The sequence below is a fragment of the Labrys methylaminiphilus subsp. lupini genome, assembly GCF_051161885.1.
Taxonomy (GTDB): domain Bacteria; phylum Pseudomonadota; class Alphaproteobacteria; order Rhizobiales; family Labraceae; genus Labrys.
Map to the genome: position 1 here is coordinate 524,170 of NZ_JBMDIH010000001.1, position 21,242 is coordinate 545,411.

The 21,242-nt window shown below is 64.0% G+C and carries 22 protein-coding genes; 17 read left to right on the forward strand and 5 right to left on the reverse strand.

Annotated features, from left to right (window positions below; translation table 11 throughout):
- Window positions 1-16: 16 nt before the first annotated feature.
- The 3 genes from ACN6KF_RS02330 to ACN6KF_RS02340 form a co-directional block, all read right to left on the reverse strand.
- Window positions 17-448, reverse strand: coding sequence for an SRPBCC family protein (locus tag ACN6KF_RS02330; RefSeq protein ID WP_434955285.1), 432 nt, complete (start codon window positions 446-448; stop codon window positions 17-19).
- Window positions 445-771: an ArsR/SmtB family transcription factor gene (locus tag ACN6KF_RS02335; RefSeq protein ID WP_434955286.1), complete on the reverse strand. Its 327-nt coding sequence runs from the start codon at window positions 769-771 to the stop codon at window positions 445-447. The genes ACN6KF_RS02330 and ACN6KF_RS02335 overlap by 4 nt, the downstream gene beginning before the upstream one ends.
- A 256-nt stretch (window positions 772-1,027) precedes the next feature.
- Window positions 1,028-1,393 carry a Rap1a/Tai family immunity protein gene (locus ACN6KF_RS02340; protein WP_434955287.1) on the reverse strand — a complete coding sequence of 122 codons (366 nt, stop codon included), beginning with the start codon at window positions 1,391-1,393 and terminating at the stop codon, window positions 1,028-1,030.
- A 392-nt stretch (window positions 1,394-1,785) separates the two neighbouring features.
- Between ACN6KF_RS02340 and ACN6KF_RS02345 the strand changes: the two genes are divergently transcribed.
- The 3 genes from ACN6KF_RS02345 to ACN6KF_RS02355 all read left to right on the forward strand — a co-directional run bounded on the left by ACN6KF_RS02345 (window position 1,786) and on the right by ACN6KF_RS02355 (window position 5,181).
- Complete coding sequence (locus tag ACN6KF_RS02345; protein WP_434955288.1) at window positions 1,786-3,957, forward strand: right-handed parallel beta-helix repeat-containing protein; 2,172 nt, start codon at window positions 1,786-1,788, stop codon at window positions 3,955-3,957.
- A gap of 115 nt (window positions 3,958-4,072) precedes the next feature.
- The gene (gene msrB / locus ACN6KF_RS02350; RefSeq protein ID WP_434955289.1) at window positions 4,073-4,549 is read left to right on the forward strand and encodes a peptide-methionine (R)-S-oxide reductase MsrB; all 477 of its coding nucleotides are present in this window, start codon (window positions 4,073-4,075) and stop codon (window positions 4,547-4,549) included.
- A 122-nt stretch (window positions 4,550-4,671) separates the two neighbouring features.
- Window positions 4,672-5,181, forward strand: coding sequence for a hypothetical protein (locus ACN6KF_RS02355; RefSeq protein ID WP_434955290.1), 510 nt, complete (start codon window positions 4,672-4,674; stop codon window positions 5,179-5,181).
- On the opposite strand, the gene ACN6KF_RS02360 is transcribed toward ACN6KF_RS02355, so the two are convergent.
- Complete coding sequence (locus tag ACN6KF_RS02360; RefSeq protein ID WP_434955291.1) at window positions 5,153-5,620, reverse strand: winged helix-turn-helix transcriptional regulator; 468 nt, start codon at window positions 5,618-5,620, stop codon at window positions 5,153-5,155. The two genes, ACN6KF_RS02355 and ACN6KF_RS02360, sit on opposite strands and share 29 nt — an antisense overlap.
- A gap of 120 nt (window positions 5,621-5,740) precedes the next feature.
- Here ACN6KF_RS02360 and ACN6KF_RS02365 point away from each other — a divergent pair, with 120 nt between their 5' ends.
- From ACN6KF_RS02365 to rnhA, 14 genes are all read left to right on the forward strand, one after another.
- Window positions 5,741-6,778, forward strand: coding sequence for an LLM class flavin-dependent oxidoreductase (locus tag ACN6KF_RS02365; protein WP_434955292.1), 1,038 nt, complete (start codon window positions 5,741-5,743; stop codon window positions 6,776-6,778).
- A 200-nt stretch (window positions 6,779-6,978) separates the two neighbouring features.
- A complete protein-coding gene (locus ACN6KF_RS02370) occupies window positions 6,979-8,541 on the forward strand; it encodes an FGGY-family carbohydrate kinase (RefSeq protein WP_434955293.1) in 1,563 nt (520 codons plus the stop codon).
- Between the two features lie 149 nt (window positions 8,542-8,690).
- Complete coding sequence (locus ACN6KF_RS02375) at window positions 8,691-9,710, forward strand: substrate-binding domain-containing protein (RefSeq protein WP_434955294.1); 1,020 nt, start codon at window positions 8,691-8,693, stop codon at window positions 9,708-9,710.
- Between the two features lie 287 nt (window positions 9,711-9,997).
- On the forward strand, window positions 9,998-10,984 hold the full coding sequence (locus ACN6KF_RS02380; RefSeq protein WP_434955295.1) for an ABC transporter permease: 987 nt from the start codon (window positions 9,998-10,000) through the stop codon (window positions 10,982-10,984).
- Between the two features lies 1 nt (window position 10,985).
- A complete protein-coding gene (locus tag ACN6KF_RS02385; RefSeq protein WP_434955296.1) occupies window positions 10,986-11,783 on the forward strand; it encodes an ATP-binding cassette domain-containing protein in 798 nt (265 codons plus the stop codon).
- A 704-nt stretch (window positions 11,784-12,487) separates the two neighbouring features.
- On the forward strand, window positions 12,488-12,805 hold the full coding sequence (locus ACN6KF_RS02390) for a hypothetical protein (RefSeq protein ID WP_434955297.1): 318 nt from the start codon (window positions 12,488-12,490) through the stop codon (window positions 12,803-12,805).
- A 90-nt stretch (window positions 12,806-12,895) separates the two neighbouring features.
- Window positions 12,896-14,647, forward strand: a complete 1,752-nt coding sequence (locus ACN6KF_RS02395) for an ABC transporter permease (RefSeq protein WP_434955298.1) — start codon at window positions 12,896-12,898, stop codon at window positions 14,645-14,647.
- A gap of 36 nt (window positions 14,648-14,683) precedes the next feature.
- On the forward strand, window positions 14,684-16,000 hold the full coding sequence (locus ACN6KF_RS02400) for an ABC transporter ATP-binding protein (RefSeq protein WP_434959595.1): 1,317 nt from the start codon (window positions 14,684-14,686) through the stop codon (window positions 15,998-16,000).
- Window positions 16,001-16,099: 99 nt separating this feature from the next.
- Window positions 16,100-16,369, forward strand: coding sequence for a hypothetical protein (locus tag ACN6KF_RS02405; protein WP_434955299.1), 270 nt, complete (start codon window positions 16,100-16,102; stop codon window positions 16,367-16,369).
- Between the two features lie 80 nt (window positions 16,370-16,449).
- Window positions 16,450-17,514 (forward strand): sensor histidine kinase, encoded by a 1,065-nt coding sequence (locus tag ACN6KF_RS02410; protein ID WP_434955300.1) that lies wholly within the window; start codon window positions 16,450-16,452, stop codon window positions 17,512-17,514.
- Window positions 17,515-17,518: 4 nt separating this feature from the next.
- Complete coding sequence (locus ACN6KF_RS02415; protein WP_434955301.1) at window positions 17,519-18,154, forward strand: response regulator transcription factor; 636 nt, start codon at window positions 17,519-17,521, stop codon at window positions 18,152-18,154.
- A 62-nt stretch (window positions 18,155-18,216) separates the two neighbouring features.
- Window positions 18,217-19,206, forward strand: a complete 990-nt coding sequence (ispH, locus tag ACN6KF_RS02420) for a 4-hydroxy-3-methylbut-2-enyl diphosphate reductase (RefSeq protein WP_434959596.1) — start codon at window positions 18,217-18,219, stop codon at window positions 19,204-19,206.
- The gene (locus ACN6KF_RS02425; RefSeq protein WP_434955302.1) at window positions 19,206-20,171 is read left to right on the forward strand and encodes a homoserine kinase; all 966 of its coding nucleotides are present in this window, start codon (window positions 19,206-19,208) and stop codon (window positions 20,169-20,171) included. Before ispH ends, ACN6KF_RS02425 begins: the two co-directional genes overlap by 1 nt.
- Window positions 20,168-20,641 carry a ribonuclease HI gene (rnhA, locus tag ACN6KF_RS02430; RefSeq protein WP_149251830.1) on the forward strand — a complete coding sequence of 158 codons (474 nt, stop codon included), beginning with the start codon at window positions 20,168-20,170 and terminating at the stop codon, window positions 20,639-20,641. The genes ACN6KF_RS02425 and rnhA overlap by 4 nt, the downstream gene beginning before the upstream one ends.
- Before the next feature lie 104 nt (window positions 20,642-20,745).
- On the opposite strand, the gene ACN6KF_RS02435 is transcribed toward rnhA, so the two are convergent.
- On the reverse strand, window positions 20,746-21,228 hold the full coding sequence (locus ACN6KF_RS02435) for a peroxiredoxin (RefSeq protein ID WP_434955303.1): 483 nt from the start codon (window positions 21,226-21,228) through the stop codon (window positions 20,746-20,748).
- Window positions 21,229-21,242 lie beyond the last annotated feature (14 nt).

Sequence of the window (21,242 nt, forward strand, 5' to 3'; positions counted from 1 at the left end):
GTATAGGGGCCAAGGCTTATTCCGACCGCGCCAGGACCCGCTCCAGATTGGCGAGGAACTGCTGCCAACCGGTCTTGGCGCCGCCATAGGCCTGGCGCTGGGAGGGCCGGAAGCCCGCCTGCTCCATGCGCAGATGCGTGCCCGCGCCGGTGGGCGTGAGCGTGAAGGTCACCACGCTTTTCAGATCGTAGGCGGCATCGTCATGGCTGAAATTCCAGCTATAGGACAGGCTCCGATGCGGCTCGACGGTGAGGACTTCGCAGTCGAGTACGCCGCCCCATTCGCCGCGCAGATTGAAGCGATGACCGACAACCGCGTCGAAGTCGTTCTTCATCAACCACTCCTCGATCAGGTGGGGTTGGGTGAGGGCGCGCCAAAGCTTTTCGGGCGGATGCGGAATCTCGCGCTCGACGACGACGGTACGGGTTTCGCTCGCGCTGTTGGTCATTGGTCCATCCTGTTCAGCAAATCTTCGAGATCGTCGAACCGGGCTTCCCAGAATTGCGTCATCTGGCTTGCCCAGTCGATGAGGGGGCTGAGGGCGCCGAGTTGCGCGCAATAATGGGTCTGCCGGCCTTCGTGGCGGTCGCGGACCAGCCCGGCTTGCTTCAGCATCGCAAGATGCTTCGAGACGGCCGGCTGCGAGACCCGGGCATGGGCCGTGAGGGCTCCGACCGTCTGCTCTCCCTTGCGGCACAAGCGCTCGAAGATCGCCCGCCGGGTCGGATCGGCGAGCGTTCTGAACAGGAGGTCGGGGGAGAGCGGCGTCAAAATCAATAACTCCTCAGCTATGGATTTAATCCATAGCTGAGGAGTTATGAATTCGTCAAGTCTGCAGCAAAGAGCGAGATCGCCGTCGATCCATGATATGGCTCGAAACTGGCCGCCCAGGGCACCCTCCGGAAAGGCAGTTCTGCCTTTCGCAAAGGAGACGCCTCAAAACGAGGCGCTGGATCGGGTGGAGCAGAATGCCACCGATGCCAGTGCAGATGTCATCCAGCGGCGCGCTATCCCGACGCCGCAAGCGTCAGGAGCAGGGCCACTTCTCCTGCAGGGCCGTGGTGGCAAGGACCACGAAGGGTTCCTTGAGCCGGTCTGGATGGGCATCGAGGAAGGCGGAGACGACGGCTGCCGTCTGTGCAACAGAGACGTCGACCGGCTTGCAGATACGCTTATCCGAGGTCAGCAGGCGCCCCATCGAGGCGAGATCCTCGATCTCGATGGCGCAGTCCAAGGAGGGAAGTACGAGTTCATTTGGCGTCGGCGCGGTATTGGCCGCCAGACTGCGGCATGCGGCGCGATAATAGTCGCCGCTGTTCGGCAGGGTCTGGGCCGCCGCGGGCACGCATAAGCCGGTCAGGCAAAGGGCTGAAAGCAGGAATTTTCTCACCATGGGAAATCCTCCATGTGCCAGCTGGTTCCCGGCAAGCTGACATTTCCGGGGCTACATGGTCAATCAAGGCCTGTACCCAGGTGCGCTTTAGCCCGGGATGCACCAAGCTCGGGGGGGCATCGTGCTGATCTTTCTCAGGCGGAGTGACGATACCGGATTTCAGCCTTAGGCCTCCAGGCGTCATCCAGGAGAAGTTGTAACCACTGAGGGAAACTTCCCGTTCGAAGGCTTCGTTCTGTTTGTAATATTTAAATTCTGCACATATTTTCTTTGATCTTAAGTATATATTCTATTGGAATTGAGTGTTCTAGATAACTATTTCTAGATAGTACTGGATTTTAGCAATTTTCAGGCCTATCAACGGCTCGTTAATTGGAATCTTGTCTTTCATCATGAAATCTTCGAGCCTGTTCTCCGCGGTTCTCCTCGCCAGCACCGCCCTCTCCAGCCATGCCTTCGCGCAGATGCAGCAACCCCTGGTCGAGATCGAGGGCGGCCTCTTCCAGAACAAGGGCTATGGAGGCATCGGCGTCTTCCTGCCGTTTCTCATCGATGATCGGAATGGCATCTTTTTCGATGCCAGCGGCAGGCTCGCCAAGGGCTCGGCCCGGCAGGCCTCCCTCGGCCTGGGCTACCGCCGTCGCTTCGGGCAGAACTGGGTGATCGGCACCTATGGTTATTTCGATCTCTTCAAGAGCGACTATGGCAATCGCTTCAATCAGTGGTCCTTCGGCGTCGAGGCGATCGGCCCGGCCTATGAGGGTCGCGCCAATGTCTACCTGCCCGGGAGCCGGGAGGCCTATCTGCCCGGCCTGAGCCGCGCCTTCGTCTCCGGGGACGAGCTGCGTTTCCAGGCCGGCCGCGAGTTTGCCCGGGCAGGCGGCGATGCGGAAGTCGGTTTCCGTGTGCCCGATTTCCTGGAGGAGATGGCAGCGCAGGTGAAGGTGTTCGGCGGCGCCTATTGGTATGACGGCCGCAATCGCGTCGACGATATCCCCGGGGTCAAGGCCCGGACGGAAATCACCTTCGCCAAGGTGCCGGGCCTTCCCGGGGCGACCTTCGCGCTCGGCGCCTCCGTCTCCTACGACAGGGAGGACCGCACCAAGTTCGGCCTGACGGCCCGGCTGCGCGTGCCGCTGGGCGGCAGCGCGCGTGGTGGAGACGGCGCCTTCGACGCCATGTTCCAGCGCGTCGAGCGCGCCAGCCTGGTGCGCACCTATGCCGGCGCTTCCGGCCCGATCGAGCGGGCCGAATATGTCGCCAGCGGCCAGGCCGTCGGCAAGGTCGTCAAGATTACCTCCGGCAGCGGTCGTGCCGTGGTGATCAACGACAGGCTTGCCGCGGGCGGCGACAACGCACTGGTGCTCGCCAATGGCGAGATTGCCCTCGACCAGTCGCTGCAACTGGGTCAGGGACAGCATCTGCTCGGCGGGGGCGGTGGGATCGCCGTGCGCGGCGCCTCCAGCCGGCAAGAAACCGTGTTCCGCAACCAGGGGCCGACGGCCCGGCTGACGGGTAGCAGCCCACTGGCCAATGTCGTCACCATGGCCAGCGGCAGCGAAGTCGCCAGCCTGGCGATCTCGGGCGGGCTGGCCGGCATTGCCGGCAGTGGCGCCAGCAATCTGACGATCCGTGACGTCGATATCAGCCGCACGGCGGGCGACGGCATTCGGCTCGACAACGTCACCGGCGCTCTTATCGATGGGGCCAGGATTCATGACCTCTATATCTGCGACAACAACAGCGAATGCGAATTCGCTGTTGGCAATCCCAACCGCGCGCCCCATGCGGCCATCAGTGCTCTCGGCAGCCGGGATCTCACCATCCGCGACACGGCGATCGACAGCGTGACCTACGGCATCTTCATCGGCAGCCGTATCGACGACAGCGACTGGCCTGTTGTCATCACCCATGCGGCAGAGAACATCAGCATCGACAATGTCGCCATCAGCCGCTCGCGGCGCGAAGGCGTGCTGCTGGTCGCCGCCAAGGGGGTGACGATGAACAAGGTCGGTGTCGACAATTCCCAGCAGGGCCTGGACATGGATCTGGTGGTGCTGCAGGCCACCTCGGATGTCACCATCAGGGACATGAACCTGAAGGGCGGCATCAATGGACTGATGCTGGTTACGGCCTCGACCCTGCCAGAGGCGGCCAGGACCACCAATTTGCGCGTGGATGGCCTGACGGTCGACGGCACCCGCAATGCCGGCATCTTCCTCAACCCGGTCTCCGACATCCATTTCAAGAACGTCTCGATCTCGAATGCCGGCACCTACGGTGCCTTCATCTATGGCAGTGACTGGGATTTCCTGGGCGGTCCGGTAAAGAATGTCAGCTTCGAGAATATGCGCGTCGACAAGGCCGGCACGGCGGGGCTCTATTTCATGGGCCCGGCGATCGACATCCGTGGTGACGTGGCGGTTTCCGGCACGCCCCGCAATTGCCTGGTCTCGAGTTTCGGTTCCTATGTCAATGGCTCGCTCACCCAGCCCGCGGGTTCCAGGCTCACGCTCAATGGCAGCGAACTCAACGCCGGCAATTTCGAAGCGAATTGCCTGTAACCGCCAGTGATGAGGGTGACCACGTCGGAGCGGAGCCAGGAGTGGTAACAAGGCGGGGGCGGTTGTCGTAGGATAGGGGAGGGGTCTGACGACCATCCTGCGAGGAGACTTGCCCATGCCGACACGCCGCGATTTTCTGGGCCTCGTGCTGCTGGGAGGCACGAGCTTCGCCTTCACGCAAGCGGCTGCGGCGGGTCCCGCTCGCCTTGCGCTCAGCGATGATGAATGGCGCCGGCGGCTGACGCCATCCCGTTTCGCCATTCTGCGAGAGGCTGGTACCGAACCGGCCTTCACCAGTTCGTTGCTGCATGAACAGCGGGCAGGGCGCTTCGTCTGCGCGGGCTGCGGCGCGGCCCTGTTCTCGTCCCGGACCAAATATGACAGCGGTACCGGCTGGCCGAGCTTCTGGGCTCCGATCAGCCGGTCGGTACGCACCAGCCGGGACACCAGTCTCGGCATGGTCAGGACCGCGGTCGCCTGCACCCGTTGCGAGGGGCATCTTGGCCATATCTTCGACGATGGTCCGAAGCCGACGGGGCTGCGCTATTGTATCAATGGGCTGGCTTTGGTTTTCGTGCCCGACAGGGCCTGATAAGTCGCTTCTGAAAAGAAACGGCCCTCGAGGCATGGCCGTAATTTGTTCGTGAATTGTTCTTGTTTCTGGCACGCGCCAAGGTATGATTGCGCATTCCTTCCTTTCGGAGAGATTGCGCAATGCCCACCTTCAGCCGCGCCGGCCTGGCCCTCATGGCGCTGATTGCCCTGCAAACCGGGCCTGTCCTGGCCGAGACGACGGCCTGCAAGCCGTTCAAATGGTCGCTTACGCGGGAACAGGGCTGGTTCCAGGCCTCACCGCCAACCTTGGCTTCGGGCGCAACGCTGGCCAAGGTCGACGGGGCCGCCGACCTCCAGCTCAGCCCGGTGTCGGATCTGAAATTTCCCGTGACGTCCGGCCGCAAGCCGGCAACCGATACCTATGGGGCCTTGCTGACCCTGCCGCCGATCGAAAAAGCCGGCCTCTATCAGGTCACGCTCTCGGAAGAGGGCTGGATCGACGTCGTGCAGGCTGGGGCAACGGTGAAATATTCGGCCGCGACGGGCCAGAAGGCCTGCACAGGCCTGCGCAAGAGCGTGCGCTTCAACCTGCAGCCGGGGCCGGTCTCCCTGCAGATCAGCGGCGTGAAGGCGCAGACCGTCAAGCTCGCTGTGGCGCCGGCCGAATAGCCGCCGGCGCGCGCTGCTCATCCAGTGTGGTTGCCCGCTGGACTGGACAGGTCCGGTCGAACATCGCACGCGCCTCCAAAATGGCGGCGCGGTTGGCGAAGGCCCATTGGCCGAGCGCATTCACCGGCATGCGCAGGGAATGGCCGAGTTCGGTGAGCTCATAGTCGACGCGCGGCGGAATACTGGGCGTCACTCTGCGGCTGATGAGGCCGTCGCGCTCCAGGCCCCGCAGTGTGAGCGTCAGCATGCGCTGGGAGATGCCGTCGATCCGGCGCTTGATCTCGCTGAAACGCAAAGGCCCCTGGCTCAGCGCCATCACGATCAGGATGCTCCATTTGTCACCGATGCGCGACAGGATCTCGGTGACCGGCCGGCAGCTCTCGGTGAGGCTGCCCTTGTCCTCGTTCATGCCGGTTACACCCATGTCACCTACGGCCATGAATGTGCCTCCTTGTGCCTTACATGCCTGTACCATATTTAGCCTCAGTTACGTTTTGTAACCAGAAAATTTCAACCTGGAAAACCCGGGACGCTTCGTTCCCGGTGAGGCGCGATACATATGGAACTCGGCCTGTACACCTTCGCGGAAACCACCGCGGATCCCGGCACCGTCATCGGCGCCGAGGAGCGCATTGCCAATCTGATGGAGGAGGTCGAGCTTGCCGACGAGCTCGGTCTCGATGTCTTCGGCATTGGCGAGCATCACCGTCCGGATTTTGCCGCTTCCACCCCCGCGGTACTACTGGCGGCGGCGGCTATGCGCACCAAGCGCATCCGCCTCACGAGCGCCGTTACCGTACTGAGTTCGGACGATCCGGTGCGGGTGTTCCAGGAATTCTCGACCGTGGACCTTCTGTCGGGCGGGCGGGCCGAAATCCTGGCGGGGCGGGGCTCCTTCATCGAGTCCTTCCCGCTCTTTGGCTACGACCTCAAGGACTATGACAGCCTGTTCACGGAAAAGCTGGAACTGCTGCTGAAATTGCGCGAGCAGACCGCGGTGAGCTGGCAGGGCGAGCATCGCGCGCCGCTCGACCGCCAGAGCGTCTATCCGCGGCCGGTCCAGCAGCCTCTGCCGGTCTGGGTCGGTGTCGGCGGCAATCCCCAATCGGTGATCCGCGCCGGCACGCTCGGCCTGCCGATGGCACTCGCCATCATCGGCGGGGAGCCGGCACGCTTCAAGCCGCTGGTCGATCTCTATCGCGAGGCGGCGCACCGGGCCGGGCACGATCCGGCCAAGCTTCCGGTCAGCATCAATTCGCATGGCTATATCGGCGAGGACGGCGACAAGGCAGCGGACGAGATCTTTCCCTACTATGCCGACGTCATGGGCCGCATTGGCCGTGAACGCGGCTGGCCGCCGCTGAGCCGGGCGCAATTCGAGGCCTCGCGCGCGCCTCGCGGTTCGGATTTCGTCGGCGATCCCCAGCAGGTCATCGACAAGATCCTGGCCGAACACGAATTGTTCCGGCACCAGCGCTTCCTGATCAAGTTCTCGATGGGCAGCATTCCCCATGCCAAGATGATGAAATCGATCGAGCTGTTCGGTACCGTGGTCGCCCCCGCCGTCCGCAAGGCGCTGGCTCCCGTCCCGGCATAGGGATCTCAAAGCAACACTTTTGCTTGAAAGTATACAAAAGTGTTGCTTTGCTGGGGCTGACGCCTAAGCTGGGCCTGTACCAGAGCAAAACGCGTTCAAGTGTGAACGCGTTTTGCTCTGGACTCTTCGGTTCGACGCGTCTTTGCGATTCTTGGCGGTCCCGCCAGATCGCAAACCGCTCTTGCAGGAAAGGCGCAGCCATGACACGTCGCTATCTGATCGGCCTCGACTATGGCACGGAATCGGCGCGTGGCGTGCTTGTCGATGCCGATAGCGGCGAGCAGGTCGCCAGCCATGCGCTGCCCTATCGGCATGGCGTGATGACCCGCCTGCCGGATGGTCCGGCCCTGCCGCCGCTCTGGGCGCTCCAGAACGCGGACGACTATGTCGAGACGGCCCAGGCGATCCTCTCGGCTCTCGGCCGAGACAGGCAGATCGAAGGCATCGGCCTCGGCTTCACCGCCAGTTCGCCGTTGCCCGTTACGGCCGAGGGCGTGCCGCTCTCCCGCCTCCACCCGCGAGAGCCGCATGCCTATGTGAAGCTGTGGAAGCATGGGGCAGCCCAGGCGCAGGCCGAGGCCATCAATGCTCGGGGAGGGGCCTTCCTCGACAATTTCGGCGGGAAACTCTCGGCCGAATGGCTGCTGGCAAAAGCGGCGCAATTGGCGCAGGAGGCGCCGCGGCTATGGCACGAGACGGAACGCTTCATCGAGGCGGGTGACTGGCTCGTCTGGCAATTGACGGGCGCGGAAACACGCAGCCTCGGCTTTGCCGCCTACAAGGCGCAATACGCCGAAGGGACGGGCTATCCCGACGGCATCGTTCCCGATCTCGCCGATCGCCTGACGCAGCCCCGGCGGGTCGGTACCTCGGCGGGGGGCATGTCGCCGGCCTGGCGCGAACGCACCGGGATTCGCGGGCAGGCGGCGATCGCCGTGGCGGTGATCGATTCCCACGTCGTCCTGCCGGCCGTCGGCGGCGTCAGCGATGGCTGCCTCGTCGGGGCGCTTGGTACCTCCGCCGTCTATCTGATGCTGGGGCGGCAGTTCCGGCCCTTGCCACAGGGGATCGAGGGCGTGGCCTTCGACGGATCGGTGCGGGACCTATGGTGCTACGAATCGGGGCAGGCTGGTTTCGGCGATACGCTCGCCTGGTTCGTTAAAACCTTTCCGCGCGCTGCTGAGACGGCGGAGAATTTCCGGCTCTACAATGCCGAGGCAGCCGGCCTGGTGCCAGGCTCCAATCACCTCCTGGCGCTCGACTGGTGGAGCGGCAACCGCGTGCCCCTGGCCGATTCAGGCTTGAGCGGTTTGCTCGTCGGCCTGACCACGGGCACGACGGCTGCCGGCATCTATCGGGCCTTGCTGGAATCCCTGGCCTATGGCGCGCGCAGCATCCGGGATCTCTTCGTCGCCGGAGGCTTTCACATCGATCGTCTCATCCTGTCGAGTGGCCTGGCCCGCAACAACCCGCTGCTGGTGCAGATCATGGCCGATGTCTTGGCGCAGGAGGTCGGGGTGCCGGAGATCGACAATCCCACCGCGGTGGGCGCCGCCATCCATGGCGCGGTCGCGGCCGGCGTGGTCGCCGACTATCCGGAAGGCGCGGCGCGGTTCGGCGCGCGCGAATTCAAGATCTATCGGCCGGGGAGCGAGGCGGCATCCGTCTATGCCGATCTCTATCGCAACTATGCCGCGCTGGCAGGCGATACATCCCTGCGTGGCGTGATGCATGCGCTCAACCGGATCGGCAATCCGCGCTAGCCAGGAAGACGCACGGGTTGTTATGCCTGAAAACAAGCAAAATATATTTGCATTCATTCAGCGATGATGCATTAATCCGCAGCCTACGATGGAAAGGCCATCGTCGAGAAGAGAGCGCCAAGCTCCATTCATAAATCTGGGAGGATTTCATGTCAGCGCTCCGCCTGAGCCGCATCTTCGCATCCACTGCTCTCGCCACCACGGCCGCCCTCGGCTTTGCCGTGTTTTCGTCCCTCGCCGTGGCCGACAAGGCCCAGGCGGCAGGGGAGGTGATCGTCGGCCTGGTCACCAAGACTGAGGTCAACCCCTATTTCGTCAAGCTGCGCCAGGCCGCCGAGGCCGAAGCCAAGAAGAAGGGCATCAAGCTGATCGCCCGCTTCGGCAAGTTCGACGGCGACAACGAAGGCCAGGTCGCAGCGATCGAGGATCTCATCTCGGCAGGCGCCAAGGGCATCCTGGTGACGCCCAACAACTCGACCGGCATGCTCGGCATCATCAAGAAGGCCCGCGACTCCGGCGTCCTGGTGATCGCGCTCGACACGGCGACCGATCCTGCCGATGCGGTCGACGCCACCTACGCCACCGACAATTTTGAGGCCGGCGTGAAGCAGGGCACCTATGCCAAGAAGGCCCTGGGCGACAAGAAGCCGGTGCTCGCCATGCTCGACGGCACGCCGGGCGGCACGGTCGATACCTTCCGCCACAACGGCTATCTGCAGGGCTTCGGCATCAAGGAGGGCGACCCGGTCATCGCCGGCTCCGCTATCACCAATGGCGCGCAGGACAAGGGCCAGACCGGTATGGAGAACCTCCTGTCCAAGAATGGCGACATCAACGTCGTCTACACCATCAACGAGCCGGCGGCGGCCGGCGGCTATGCGGCGCTGAAATCCTTCGGCAAGGCCAAGGGCGTGATGCTGACCTCGATCGACGGAAGCTGCCAGGGCGTGAAGGACGTCAAGTCCGGCAAGGTCGCCGCGACAGTGATGCAGTTCCCCTACAAGATGGCGGTCGCCGGCGTCGATGCCGTCGCCGAATACGCCAAGACCGGCAAGAAGCCGAGCGGCTTCATCAACACCGGTTCGGAACTGATCACCGACAAGCCAATGTCGGGCCTCGATTCCAAGGACACCGCCTGGGGCCTCAAGAACTGCTGGGGCGGCGAATAAGCCGCACTGGTATCTCAGTTTGTTGGAACCGGTATACCCGCATACCCTGCGTGCTCGGAATAGAGCGCAGGCTTTCCTTCCCCGGCTTTTCGGGGAAGGTGGCATTTCGAAGAAATGACGGAAGGGGGAGGGTGGCGTGACAGGGCAATAATCTGTCAGGTTGCGCTACTCTCCCCCTTCCGGCCCGGCTCTGCCGGTCCACCTTCCCCGAAACCGGGGAAGGATACTCGCGCATTATTCGGCTTGGCCAGGGGATGCGTACCGCCATCCGTATCGTCGAGGATTGTATGAGCACGACCACGGTTCCCGCGCCCGAAGAGAAGCGCAGCCTCCTGGCGCGTATCTTCGCGGTGCCTTCGGCTGGACCCTTCCTGGTACTGGCGCTGTTCTGCGTCATCTTCGCCAGCATCAACGAGCGCTTCCTTGCGCTGCAGAACATATCGCTGATCCTGCAGCAGACCGTGGTGGTCGGCACGCTGGCGATCGGCCAGACCCTGATCATCCTGACGGCGGGCATCGACCTCGCCGTGGGCGCGATCTGCGTGCTCGGCACCATCATCGCAGGCAAGATGGCGGCGCTCGGCTATGATCCCGTCCTGTCCATGGGCGTGGCAATCCTGCTCTGCACCCTGTCGGGCACCGTCGCTGGCGGCCTGATCAGTGGCCTGAAGCTGCCTCCCTTCATCGTCACGCTCGGCACGCTCGGCATCATCACGGCTGCGCTTCGCCTGATCTCGGCCGGGGGGGCCTTTCCGGTCGACGATGAATTCCTGAGCTGGACGGGCAATGGCGAGGTGATCGGCGGCTTCGTGGTCACCTATGGCGTCATCGCCATGCTGCTGCTTTATGCCCTGGTCTGGTATCTCCTGAACCAGACCAAATGGGGCCGCCATGTCTATGCCATCGGCAACAATGCCGAAGCGGCAAGGCTGGTCGGCATCCCGGTTCGCCGGCACCTGCTTTCGGTCTATGTGCTCGCCGGCCTGCTCTATGGCATCGCCGCCTGGCTGGCGCTCGGCCGCATTCCCAATGCCGATCCCAATTCGCTGCAGACGGCCAATCTCGACTCGATCACCGCCGTGGTGATCGGCGGTACTTCGCTGTTCGGCGGCCGCGGCGGCATCATCGGCACGCTGATCGGCGCGCTGATCGTCGGCGTGCTGCGCAACGGCCTGACGCTCGCCGGCATCGATCCGCTCTGGCAGGACCTGATCACGGGTGTGCTGGTGATCGTGGCGGTGGCCTTCGACCAGCTCTCGCGCGGGAGGCGCTGATATGACGGCACCTTCTTCTTCCGAGGTCATTCTCGAGGCCCGCAACATCATCAAGCGCTATGGCCATGTCACGGCGCTTGACGGGGTGGATTTCGAGCTGCGCAGGGGCGAGATCCTTGCCGTTGTCGGCGACAACGGCGCCGGCAAGAGTTCCCTGATCAAGGCGCTGACCGGAGCGCTGCGGCCCGACAGCGGCGAGATCCTGCTCGACGGCCAGACGGTGCATTTCAAGGGGCCGCTCGATGCCCGCCATCGTGGCATCGAGACCGTCTACCAGGATCTGGCGGTGGCGCCAGCTCTAGACATTTCCTCAAATCTCTTCCTCGGGCGCGAGCTGCGCATGCCCGGCGTGCTCGGCTCCGTGTTCCGTCGCCTCGACAAGACACGCATGCGCGAGGAAGCGCGCAAGGCCATGGCGGAACTGAAGTTCCGGTTGCCTTCGATCCATAATGCCGTCGAAGCCCTGTCGGGGGGCCAGCGCCAGGGCGTGGCGGTGGCCCGCGCCGCTTTGTTCGCCAAGAAGCTGGCGATCATGGACGAGCCGACGGCGGCGCTCGGCGTGCGCGAGACCGGCCAGGTGCTGGAACTGATCCGCACTATCCGCGATCGCGGCCTGCCCGTCGTGCTGATCAGCCACAACATGCCCAACGTCTTCGAGTTGGCCGACCGCATCCACATCATGCGCCTGGGCCGCCGGGCCGCCGTGGTAAGCCCCAAAACCCATTCGATGGCCGACGTGGTGGCCATCATGACCGGCGCAATCAAGGTCGAGGATTTCGAAAAGCGCGGGCAGGGGTGATGCCGCCGAAGCGATCCTTCCGGATCGTACGTCGTGGCCGGGATTTGTAGCTCGCAACGGTCTGAGATAGGGCAGAACAAGGCGCGACCCGCCTTCTCCACGCAGTGGGGAAGTCCGCCACATCTTCGAAACGAAGATGTGGCTGTTCATTTCGCAGAAATGACGGATGGGGTGTAGCGGGCAGCGCACGGAACTCAAAAGACTGGCACGACCGTCGTGCCAACCTTCGAAGGATACTGCGCGGCACGCCACACCCCATCCGACCCGGCTTCGCCGGGCCGCCTTCCCCGCTGCGTGGAGAAGGCGGGTCGCGCTTTATTTACCGTGGATGCGGCTATTACACGCTGTACGTCGAACGATGCCGCCCGGCGTTCGTACGCGTCCATAAGCCCATACCAAGGTATGGTTCTCACACACCAAGGCACGGTTGACCCTGCTTTGGGGCAATGACAGAAGGGCTCTGTATTCGCGGTGCCCGACACCTTGGATATCCATCGAAAAATCAGCTGTGGAAGCACATGGACAACGATCGCAGTAGCCGTCCGGCTTCGGTCCTAGGCCGTCGCCGGAGGGGTGCGCCATCGATCTGGAACGCCGGCGGTCTCGCGCGCCGGGCGATGACCGGCCGGCTCTAAAGCGTTTTGCTCTAGTCCGCGCCGGCTTGCCTCGCGGGTCTGGCCAAAGGCGGCCCGACGAGGTGAAACATGAACAACGTCATTCCGTTCCGCGGCCGTATCTCGGCCGCCACGCCGCATGTTCGCGGCGCCGTCATCCTTGCCTTCCAGGCCAAGGCCCGTGCGGTTGCACCTGGCGCATCATTCAAGGAATTGGATGCGTCTTTCCGATCCGGTCGGATGGAAAAGCGCCCTGGCGCGATCCGTAGCGGTCTCCTGGCATCCTGGCACCTGAATCCGGATACGGGGCGGCTCGAATGCCGCTGGAGCCCGTCCGGCGCCGGTGAAGAGACGGATGCCTCCCAATCCCTTTGTTCGAAATGCGCCGGGATGGCCGGCACGCACTGAGCGTGTCTCGGGAGGAGCCCCCTGCGTCCAGAGCCCGTCTGCCTCCCGACATCCCGCCTTTTCCGACCTTGCCCTCCAACGAGGTTCGCCATGGTTTTCCTACCCCATGACCGTTCCGGTCAGCGCTCAGTCGCAGCTTTCGCCCGCGGGCGCCTCCTGCCCAATCTCTACGATCTGATCGCCTGCGGGCTGGTGATCGCGCTCATCGCCCTGGTGCTGCATGGCGCTGCCGCGATGCGGACACCGCTCGATGCCCTCTCGGGGGCTCCGGTCTCGCTCGATCCGGCCCGCCTGCCGGAATATGCGCTGCGCACCACCTTGCGCATGTTCGCCGCCATCATCGCCTCGCTGGTCTTCACCTTCGTGGTGGCCACGCTGGCGGCCAAGAGCCGGCGGGCCGAGCTGATCATCATCCCGGCCCTCGACATCCTGCAGTCGGTTCCGGTGCTGGGTTTCCTGACCTTCACGGTCACCTTCTTCATGGGCCTGTTTCCCGGCAGCCAGCTCGGGGCGGAGTGTGCCTCGATCTTCGCGATCTTCACCAGCCAGGCCTGGAACATGGCCTTTTCCTTCTACCAGTCCCTGCGCACGGTGCCTGGAGACCTGGACGAGGTGAGCCGTGGCTTCAGGCTGTCCGGTTGGCAGCGTTTCTGGCGCCTGGAGGCGCCGTTCGCGGCGCCGGGGCTGATCTGGAACACCATGATGTCGATGTCCGGCGGCTGGTTCTTCGTGGTCGCCTCCGAGGCGATCACGGTGGGCAATACGACCGTGCAGCTTCCCGGCATCGGCTCTTTCCTGGCGCTCGCCATCGACCAGAAGAACTTCGTCGCAGTCGGCTGGGCCGTGGCGACCATGGGCATTCTGATCATGCTCTACGATCAATTGCTGTTCCGGCCGGTGGTCGCCTGGGCCGACAAGTTCCGGGTCGAGCAGACGGCCAGCCAGCAAAGGCCGCGGTCCTGGGTCTACGATCTCATCCGCCATACCAGGCTGGTGAAGCGCCTGATCGCGCCGCTGGCCTGGATCTGGCAGCGCCTGATGCTGGTGCGCGTCGGACGATCGGACAAGGCATCCTTTCGGTCCGGACGGGCGACCTCGCCTTTGATCGATCGCCTCTGGCTTGGCCTGGTGCTGGCCGTCACGGCCTGGGGGATCTGGGTGGCGATTGCCTATATGCGCCAGACGCTGTCCTGGAACGACGCGCTCGAAGCGCTGGGCGGCGGCCTCGCGACGCTGCTGCGTGTCATCGTCCTCATCGCAGTGGCAAGCCTGATCTGGGTGCCGATCGGCGTGCTGATCGGCCTGCGCCCGACTCTGGCCGAGCGGGTTCAGCCTTTGGCCCAGTTTCTGGCCGCCTTCCCGGCAAATGTGCTGTTTCCCTTCGCCGTCATCGCCATCGTCGGCACCGGGGCAAGTCCCGACATCTGGCTGTCGCCCCTGATGGTGCTGGGAACCCAGTGGTACATCCTGTTCAACGTCATCGCCGGAGCAAGCGCCTTTCCGACCGACCTCAGGGAGGCGGCTTCGGTCTACCAGATCCGGTCCTGGACCTGGTGGCGCCGGGTGATCCTGCCCGGGATCTTTCCCTATTACGTGACCGGCGCCCTCACGGCTTCGGGTGGCTCCTGGAACGCCAGCATCGTCGCCGAACTCGTTAGCTGGGGAAATACCAAGCTCGAGGCCTATGGCCTCGGCTCCTACATCGCCAGGGCGACCGAGGCGGGAGACTTTCCGCGCGTCGTGCTCGGCATCGCCGTGATGTCGCTCTTCGTCACCTTGTTCAACCGCCTGCTGTGGCGTCCGCTCTACGTCTTCGCGGAACGCCGCCTGCGCCTCGACTGATCTTCCGGAGATATCGCCATGAATGCTCCCCTCACAATGAATGCTCCCGTCACCATCAAGGATACCCCGCTGGTCTCCGTCCTCGGCGTGCGTCAGACCTATGACAAGGGCGGGTCGAGCCCGCTGGTCGTGCTCGACAGGGTCGACCTCGTGCTGCAGGCCGGCGAAATCGTCGGCCTGCTTGGCCGCTCCGGCTCCGGCAAGTCGACGCTGCTGCGCGCCATCGCCGGGTTGCTCCGGCCCAGCGAGGGGCAAGTCTCTTTCCAGGGCGAGCCCGTCCGCGGCACACGCAGCGGCATTGCGCTGGTTTTCCAGAGCTTTGCCTTGTTTCCCTGGCTCACCGTGCAGCAGAATGTCGAGTTGGGGCTCGAGGCACAGGGCGTCCTGCCGGCCGAGCGCCGCAAGCGAGCCCTGGCCGCGATCGACCTGATCGGGCTCGATGGTTATGAGAATGCCTATCCCAAGGAGCTTTCGGGCGGCATGCGCCAGCGTGTCGGCCTTGCCCGTGCCCTCGTGGTGCACCCCAAGCTGCTCTTGATGGACGAGCCCTTCTCGGCACTCGACGTGCTCACCGCCGAGACCCTGCGCACGGATCTGCTCGATCTGTGGTGCGAAGGCCGCATGCCGATCGAAGCCATCCTGATGGTCACCCACAACATCGAGGAGGCGGTGCTGATGTGCGATCGCATCCTGATCTTCGGCTCCAATCCCGGCCGGGTGATCGGCGAGGTCCGGGTCGATCTGCCCCAGCCGCGTAACCGGCTCGACCCGGCCTTTCGCGCCTTGGTGGAGGATATCTATGCGCGCATGACGGCTCGCCCGGGTTCGGCTCCGGCGCGGGATGGCCTCTTCCCCGGCACCGGCATCGCCATGGTGCTTCCCAAGGTCTCCTCCAACGAACTCGCCGGCCTGATCGAGGCGGTGGCGGCGGCCCCCTATCACGGCAAGGCGGACCTGCCGCCCTTGGCCGCAGGCCTGCATCTGGAGATCGACGAACTCTTCCCGGTTGCTGAAACCCTGCAGCTGCTGCGTTTCGCCGAGCTGGAGGGCGGCGACATCCGCCTCACCGCGGCCGGCAAGCGCTTCGCCGAAAGCGAGATGGACGAGCGCAAACGGCAGTTTGCACAGCAATTGGCGACCTATGTGCCGCTGGCGGCCCATATTCGCCGCATCCTCGACGAAAGGCCGAGCCATCAGGCGCCGGCCCGCCGCTTCCGCGACGAGTTGGAGGATCACATGTCCGAGGACTATGCCGCCGGCACCGTGCAGGCCGTGATCAGCCTTGCCCGTTATGCCGAATATTTCGCCTATGACGAGGCGGCTGATCTCTTCACGCTGGAGAATCCCAGTTGAACGCCTCGACGGCTTGATCATCGTCGATATCGTGGTCGTGCTCCCGCCACCGGCGCCGGCGGGAGCCTTGCCATCCTTCATGGTGAAGGCAGGTGAAACATGCTCCGGGACAATGAAGAACTCGCGCGGGCCCTCATCGCGCTGCAGGAGGCAGGCGGTCGGGTCGAAAACAGGGCATCTTTGCTGGCCATCGGCCTGCTCCTGTCGGGAGCGGACGGACTCTCCCGGCTCACGCGCCGGCTTTTCCTCCGCCGCAAGCTGTTGCCATCGGAGACACGAGGCTTGCTTCGGATTGCCGGAGGCTTCAACAAGATGGGTATCGTGCTGTTGCGCCGACATCTGAGGCGGCATTCCCGCCATCGCGCCTGATCATCCTGGTCATGCGCTTCGTGCGGATGGCGGCGGCAATATCTGGCAGGAAAGTGCGATTTCTCCGAGGAGCGCTGCTGGTGAGACGCGAACGCCTGGAATCGATGGTCGACACACCCCTGCTATGGCTCGCCATGGCAGGGTTGGCCTTGCTCATTTTCGTCGCCGATACCGTCACCGATCTGGAGATCGCCGTTGCCGTGCTGCATGTCGCCGTGGTGCTGATCTCGGTATGGACAGGGCGGCCGCGGACCGTGTTGATCGTCGGGCTGGTCTGCAGCATCCTCACCGTGCTCAGCTTCTTCATGACGGTGAGGGGCGATACCGAGGCCGGCATCGCCAATAGCTGTCTCAGCCTGCTGGCCATCGGCGCAACCACCTATCTTGCCATCCGGATCGAACTCGCCGATCTGGCGGTGCGCCGGGCGGAGGCCGATCTTGCCCGTATCTCGCGCATCACTATGCTCGGTGAACTCACGGCTTCCATTGCCCATGAGGTGAGCCAGCCCCTGGCGGCAATCGGTGCCAGCAGCAATGCTGCGCTGCGCTGGCTCTCGGCCTCGCCGCCCAACCAGGCCGAGGCCCAGCATGCCCTCAAGCGGATCGTGGAAGCCGCCGAACGGGCAGGCGAGGTGGTGGAACGGGTCCGTCGCCTGGTGCGCCGGGCCCCTCCCTCGCGCGAGCCTGTCGACATGGTCGACGTGATCGACGAGACCTTGGCGCTGATGCGGGGCAAGCTGCGCGCGAATGCCATCCCGCTGCGGACCGAGCTGCTGCAGGGTCCGTTGCCCGTCATGGGCGATCGGGTCCAGTTGCAGCAGGTCCTGCTCAATTTCATCACCAATGCCATCGAGGCGATGGTGGAAACGAAGCAGGGAGATCGGGAGATAACGATCAACACCTCCGCGGACGACAGGGGGGTCACCATCGGTGTCACCGATACCGGGTCTGGCCTGTCGCCGCAGGCGATGGAGCACGTCTTCGACCCCTTTTTTACCACCAAGGAAGACGGTATGGGGATAGGACTGGCCATCAGTCGTTCCATCATCGAGGCACATGGCGGCAGTATCGAAGCCAAGGCTGCCGCACCGCGCGGAAGCGTCTTTCGCTTCACTTTGCCGTTGGCACGTGGACGCAAGGATTAGACCCATGTCGGAAGAAATCGCGACCGTCTATGTGGTGGATGATGATCCCATGGTCCGGGATGGGCTGGACAGCCTGCTGAGATCGGTCGGCTATCGTGTCCGCTGCTTTGCCTCACCCCGCGAGTTCATGCAGCAACCGCGCTCGAAGGGGCCTGCCTGCCTCGTGCTCGATGTGCGCATGCCCGGACAAAGTGGGCTTGACTTTCAAACCGAACTGGCCGGGGCAGGGGATGCGATCCCGATCGTCTTCCTGACCGGCCATGGCGACGTGCCGATGTCGGTCCGCGCCATCAAGGCCGGTGCCATGGAATTCCTGCTCAAGCCTTTCCGCGAGCAGGATCTTCTCGACGCTGTGACAGCATGCCTGGAGAAAAGCCGTGCGGAGAGTTTCGAAACGGGTTTGGTGGCAGACCTGCGCAAGCGTTATGCCACCCTGTCGCAGCGCCAGCAGGAGGTGATGGCGCTGGTGGTGCAGGGGCTTCTCAACAAGCAGACGGCCGCGGAACTGGAATTGAGCGAGATTACCGTGAAGATCCATCGCGGCCAGGTGATGCGCAAGATGCAGGCCGATACGCTGGCCGATCTCATCCGCATGGCGGACCGCCTCGGGCTGCCGGGCAAACCGGCAGGTCGGGGATAGCGGCAGCTATGTCGCCAAAGCGCTTGACGGGCCTTGCGACGCGGCCCCATATCCGGGCCGAGATGATAGCTGAAAAACCCGCCCTCACCATTCTGCTCTGCTCTCCCCGCGGTTTCTGCGCCGGGGTGGTGCGGGCGATCGACGCCGTCGAGCAGGCCTTGAAGATCTATGGCCCGCCGGTCTATGTGCGACATGAGATCGTGCACAACAAATATGTGGTCGAGAATCTCAAGTCGAAAGGCGCCATCTTCGTTGAGGAACTCGACGAGGTGCCCGAGACGCGCGCGCCGGTGATCTTCTCGGCCCATGGCGTCGCCAAGTCGGTGCCAGCCGCCGCCGCCGATCGCAATCTGTTTGCCATTGACGCGACCTGCCCGCTGGTGACCAAGGTGCATCGCGAGGCCGAGATCCATCACAAGCGCGGCCGCGAGATCGTGCTGGTCGGGCATCGCGGCCATCCCGAAGTCATCGGCACGATGGGGCAGCTGCCGGAGGGGGCCGTCAGCCTGGTCGAGACGGTCGCCGATGTCGCCGCCTTCACGCCGGCCAATCCGGACGCTCTCGCCTATGTGACGCAGACCACCCTGTCGGTCGACGACACCCGCGACATCGTCGCGGCGTTGAAGACCCGTTTCCCCTCGATCGTCGGCCCGCACAAGGAAGACATCTGCTACGCCACCACCAACCGCCAGGAGGCGGTCAAGGCGGTGGCGCCGCGGGTGGAAGGCTTCATCGTGGTGGGAGCGCCGAACTCCTCCAATTCGCAGCGCCTGCGCGAAGTGGCGGAGCGCTCCGGCTGCCTCATCTCGGAGCTGGTGCAGCGCGCCTCGGATATCGACTGGAGCCGGTTCGGTACCCTTAAATCCCTCGGCGTCGCGGCCGGCGCCTCTGCGCCGGAAATCCTGGTCGAGGAGATCCTCGATGCCTTTGCGGAGCGCTACGCCATCACCGTCGAGACCGTCTCGACCGCCGATGAGAGCGTGTTCTTCCCGCTGCCTAGGGATTTGAGGGAGAACGACGTGCGTAAAATTGCAGAAGATGTTGCTCGCTGATGGCCGTTTACACTGAAGTCAATGACGAGGATCTCGCCTGCTTCGTCGCCGAGTACGACATTGGCGGCGTGCTGGCCTGCAAGGGCATCGCCGAGGGCGTCGAGAACACCAACTACATCCTGCGGACCGAGAAGGGCGTCTATATTCTCACCCTCTATGAAAAGCGGGTGAAGCGGGACGACCTGCCCTTCTTCATGGCCTTGATGGAGCACCTTTCCGAAAGTGGCGTGACCTGCCCGACGCCGATCCGGCGGCGCAACGGCAAGGTGCTGGGCGAGCTGGCCGGGCGGCCCGCCGCCCTGATCAGCTTCCTGGAAGGCGTCTGGATCAAGAAGCCGAATGTAGAGCATTGCGGCGCCGTCGGCCGTGCGCTCGCCGCCATGCACAACGCCACGCTCGGCTTCCCGATGGAGCGCCCCAACGCTTTGTCTCTTGCCGGTTGGGAGGCCCTCTACCAGCAGGCGGACGGCCGGGCCGACAGCGTGCAGCCGGGGCTCGATGCAGCCATTGCCGAGGAACTCGCCTTTCATAGGGCCCATTGGCCGCAGGGTTTGCCGACGGGCGTCATCCATGCCGACCTCTTCCCCGACAATGTCTTCTTCCTGAACGGGCGGCTTTCTGGCCTGATCGACTTCTATTTCGCCTGCACCGATAGTCTGGCCTATGACGTTGCGATCTGCCTGAATGCCTGGTGCTTCGAGCCGGATCATGCCTACAACGCCACCAAGGGCAGGGCGCTCCTGGCCGGCTATCGTGCCATCAGGCCGCTTTCCGATGCCGAGGTGGCAGCCATGCCCGTGCTGGCCCGCGGCTCGGCTCTGCGCTTCATGCTGACGCGCCTGGTCGATTGGCTCAACGTGCCGCCCGGCGCCCTGGTGAAGCCGAAGGATCCGCTGGAATATTGGAAGAAGCTGCGTTTCCACCAGCGCATCGCCAGCCCGGCCGAATACGGGTTCGAGCCATGACGACCAAGAAGGTGACGCTCTATACCGATGGCGCCTGCTCGGGCAATCCAGGCCCTGGCGGCTGGGGTGCCATCCTGATGTTCGGTGAGCACCGCAAGACCTTGTGCGGCGGTGCCCTGGAGACCACCAACAACCGCATGGAGCTGCAGGCGGCGATCGAGGGCCTGGAAGCCTTGACACGCGGCTGCGCGGTCGACCTCCATACGGACAGCCAATATGTCAAGAACGGCATTACCGGCTGGATCCATGGCTGGAAGCGAAATGGCTGGCGCACCGCCGACAAGAAGCCGGTGAAGAACGAGGATCTCTGGCGCCGCCTCGATGCGGCACTGGAGCGCCACGAGGTCGAGTTCCATTGGGTGAAGGGCCATGCCGGCCACCCCCTCAACGAAGAGGCCGACCAGCTCGCGCGTGAGGGCATGGCGCCCTATCAGCAGGAAAAGCGGGATAGGGCGGCGGCTTTGTCGTGAGGGGCGGTGGGCCGGCCTTCTCAGCTCCATCGAGAGATGGAGGGGGGCCGGCCTCTTTCCGAAGGCATGGTGTTTCTATGCCGGTCCGAAGGCACACCGAGCGATCAGATCGCCCCGAGCAGCGTATCGGCGCCGGAAATGTCGAGCTTGCCGCCATCGTCAAGGTTGAGCACCTTCACCACGCCGTCATCGACCAGCATGGCATAGCGCTGCGAGCGCACGCCCAGGCCTGCCGCGACCCGGTCGAGTTCCATGCCGGTCGCCTTGGCGAAGTCGCCGCTGCCGTCGGCGAGGAATTCGATCTTGCCGAGGCCACCCGTGGCCTTGGCCCAGGCCTGCATGACGAAGGCGTCGTTGACCGCGGTCACCGCCACCGTATCGATGCCCTTGGCCTTGAAGGCATCGTAATGCTCCAGATAGCCCGGCAGATGATTGCGGTGGCAGGTGGGGGTGAAGGCGCCGGGAACGGCGAACAGCACCACCTTCTTGCCGCCGAAGATGTCGGCGGTGCTCTTGGGCTCTGGCATGTCCTGCGTCACCGCACGGAAGGTCACATCGGGGAGTTTGTCGCCGGGCTTGATCGTCACTGATATCTCCATTG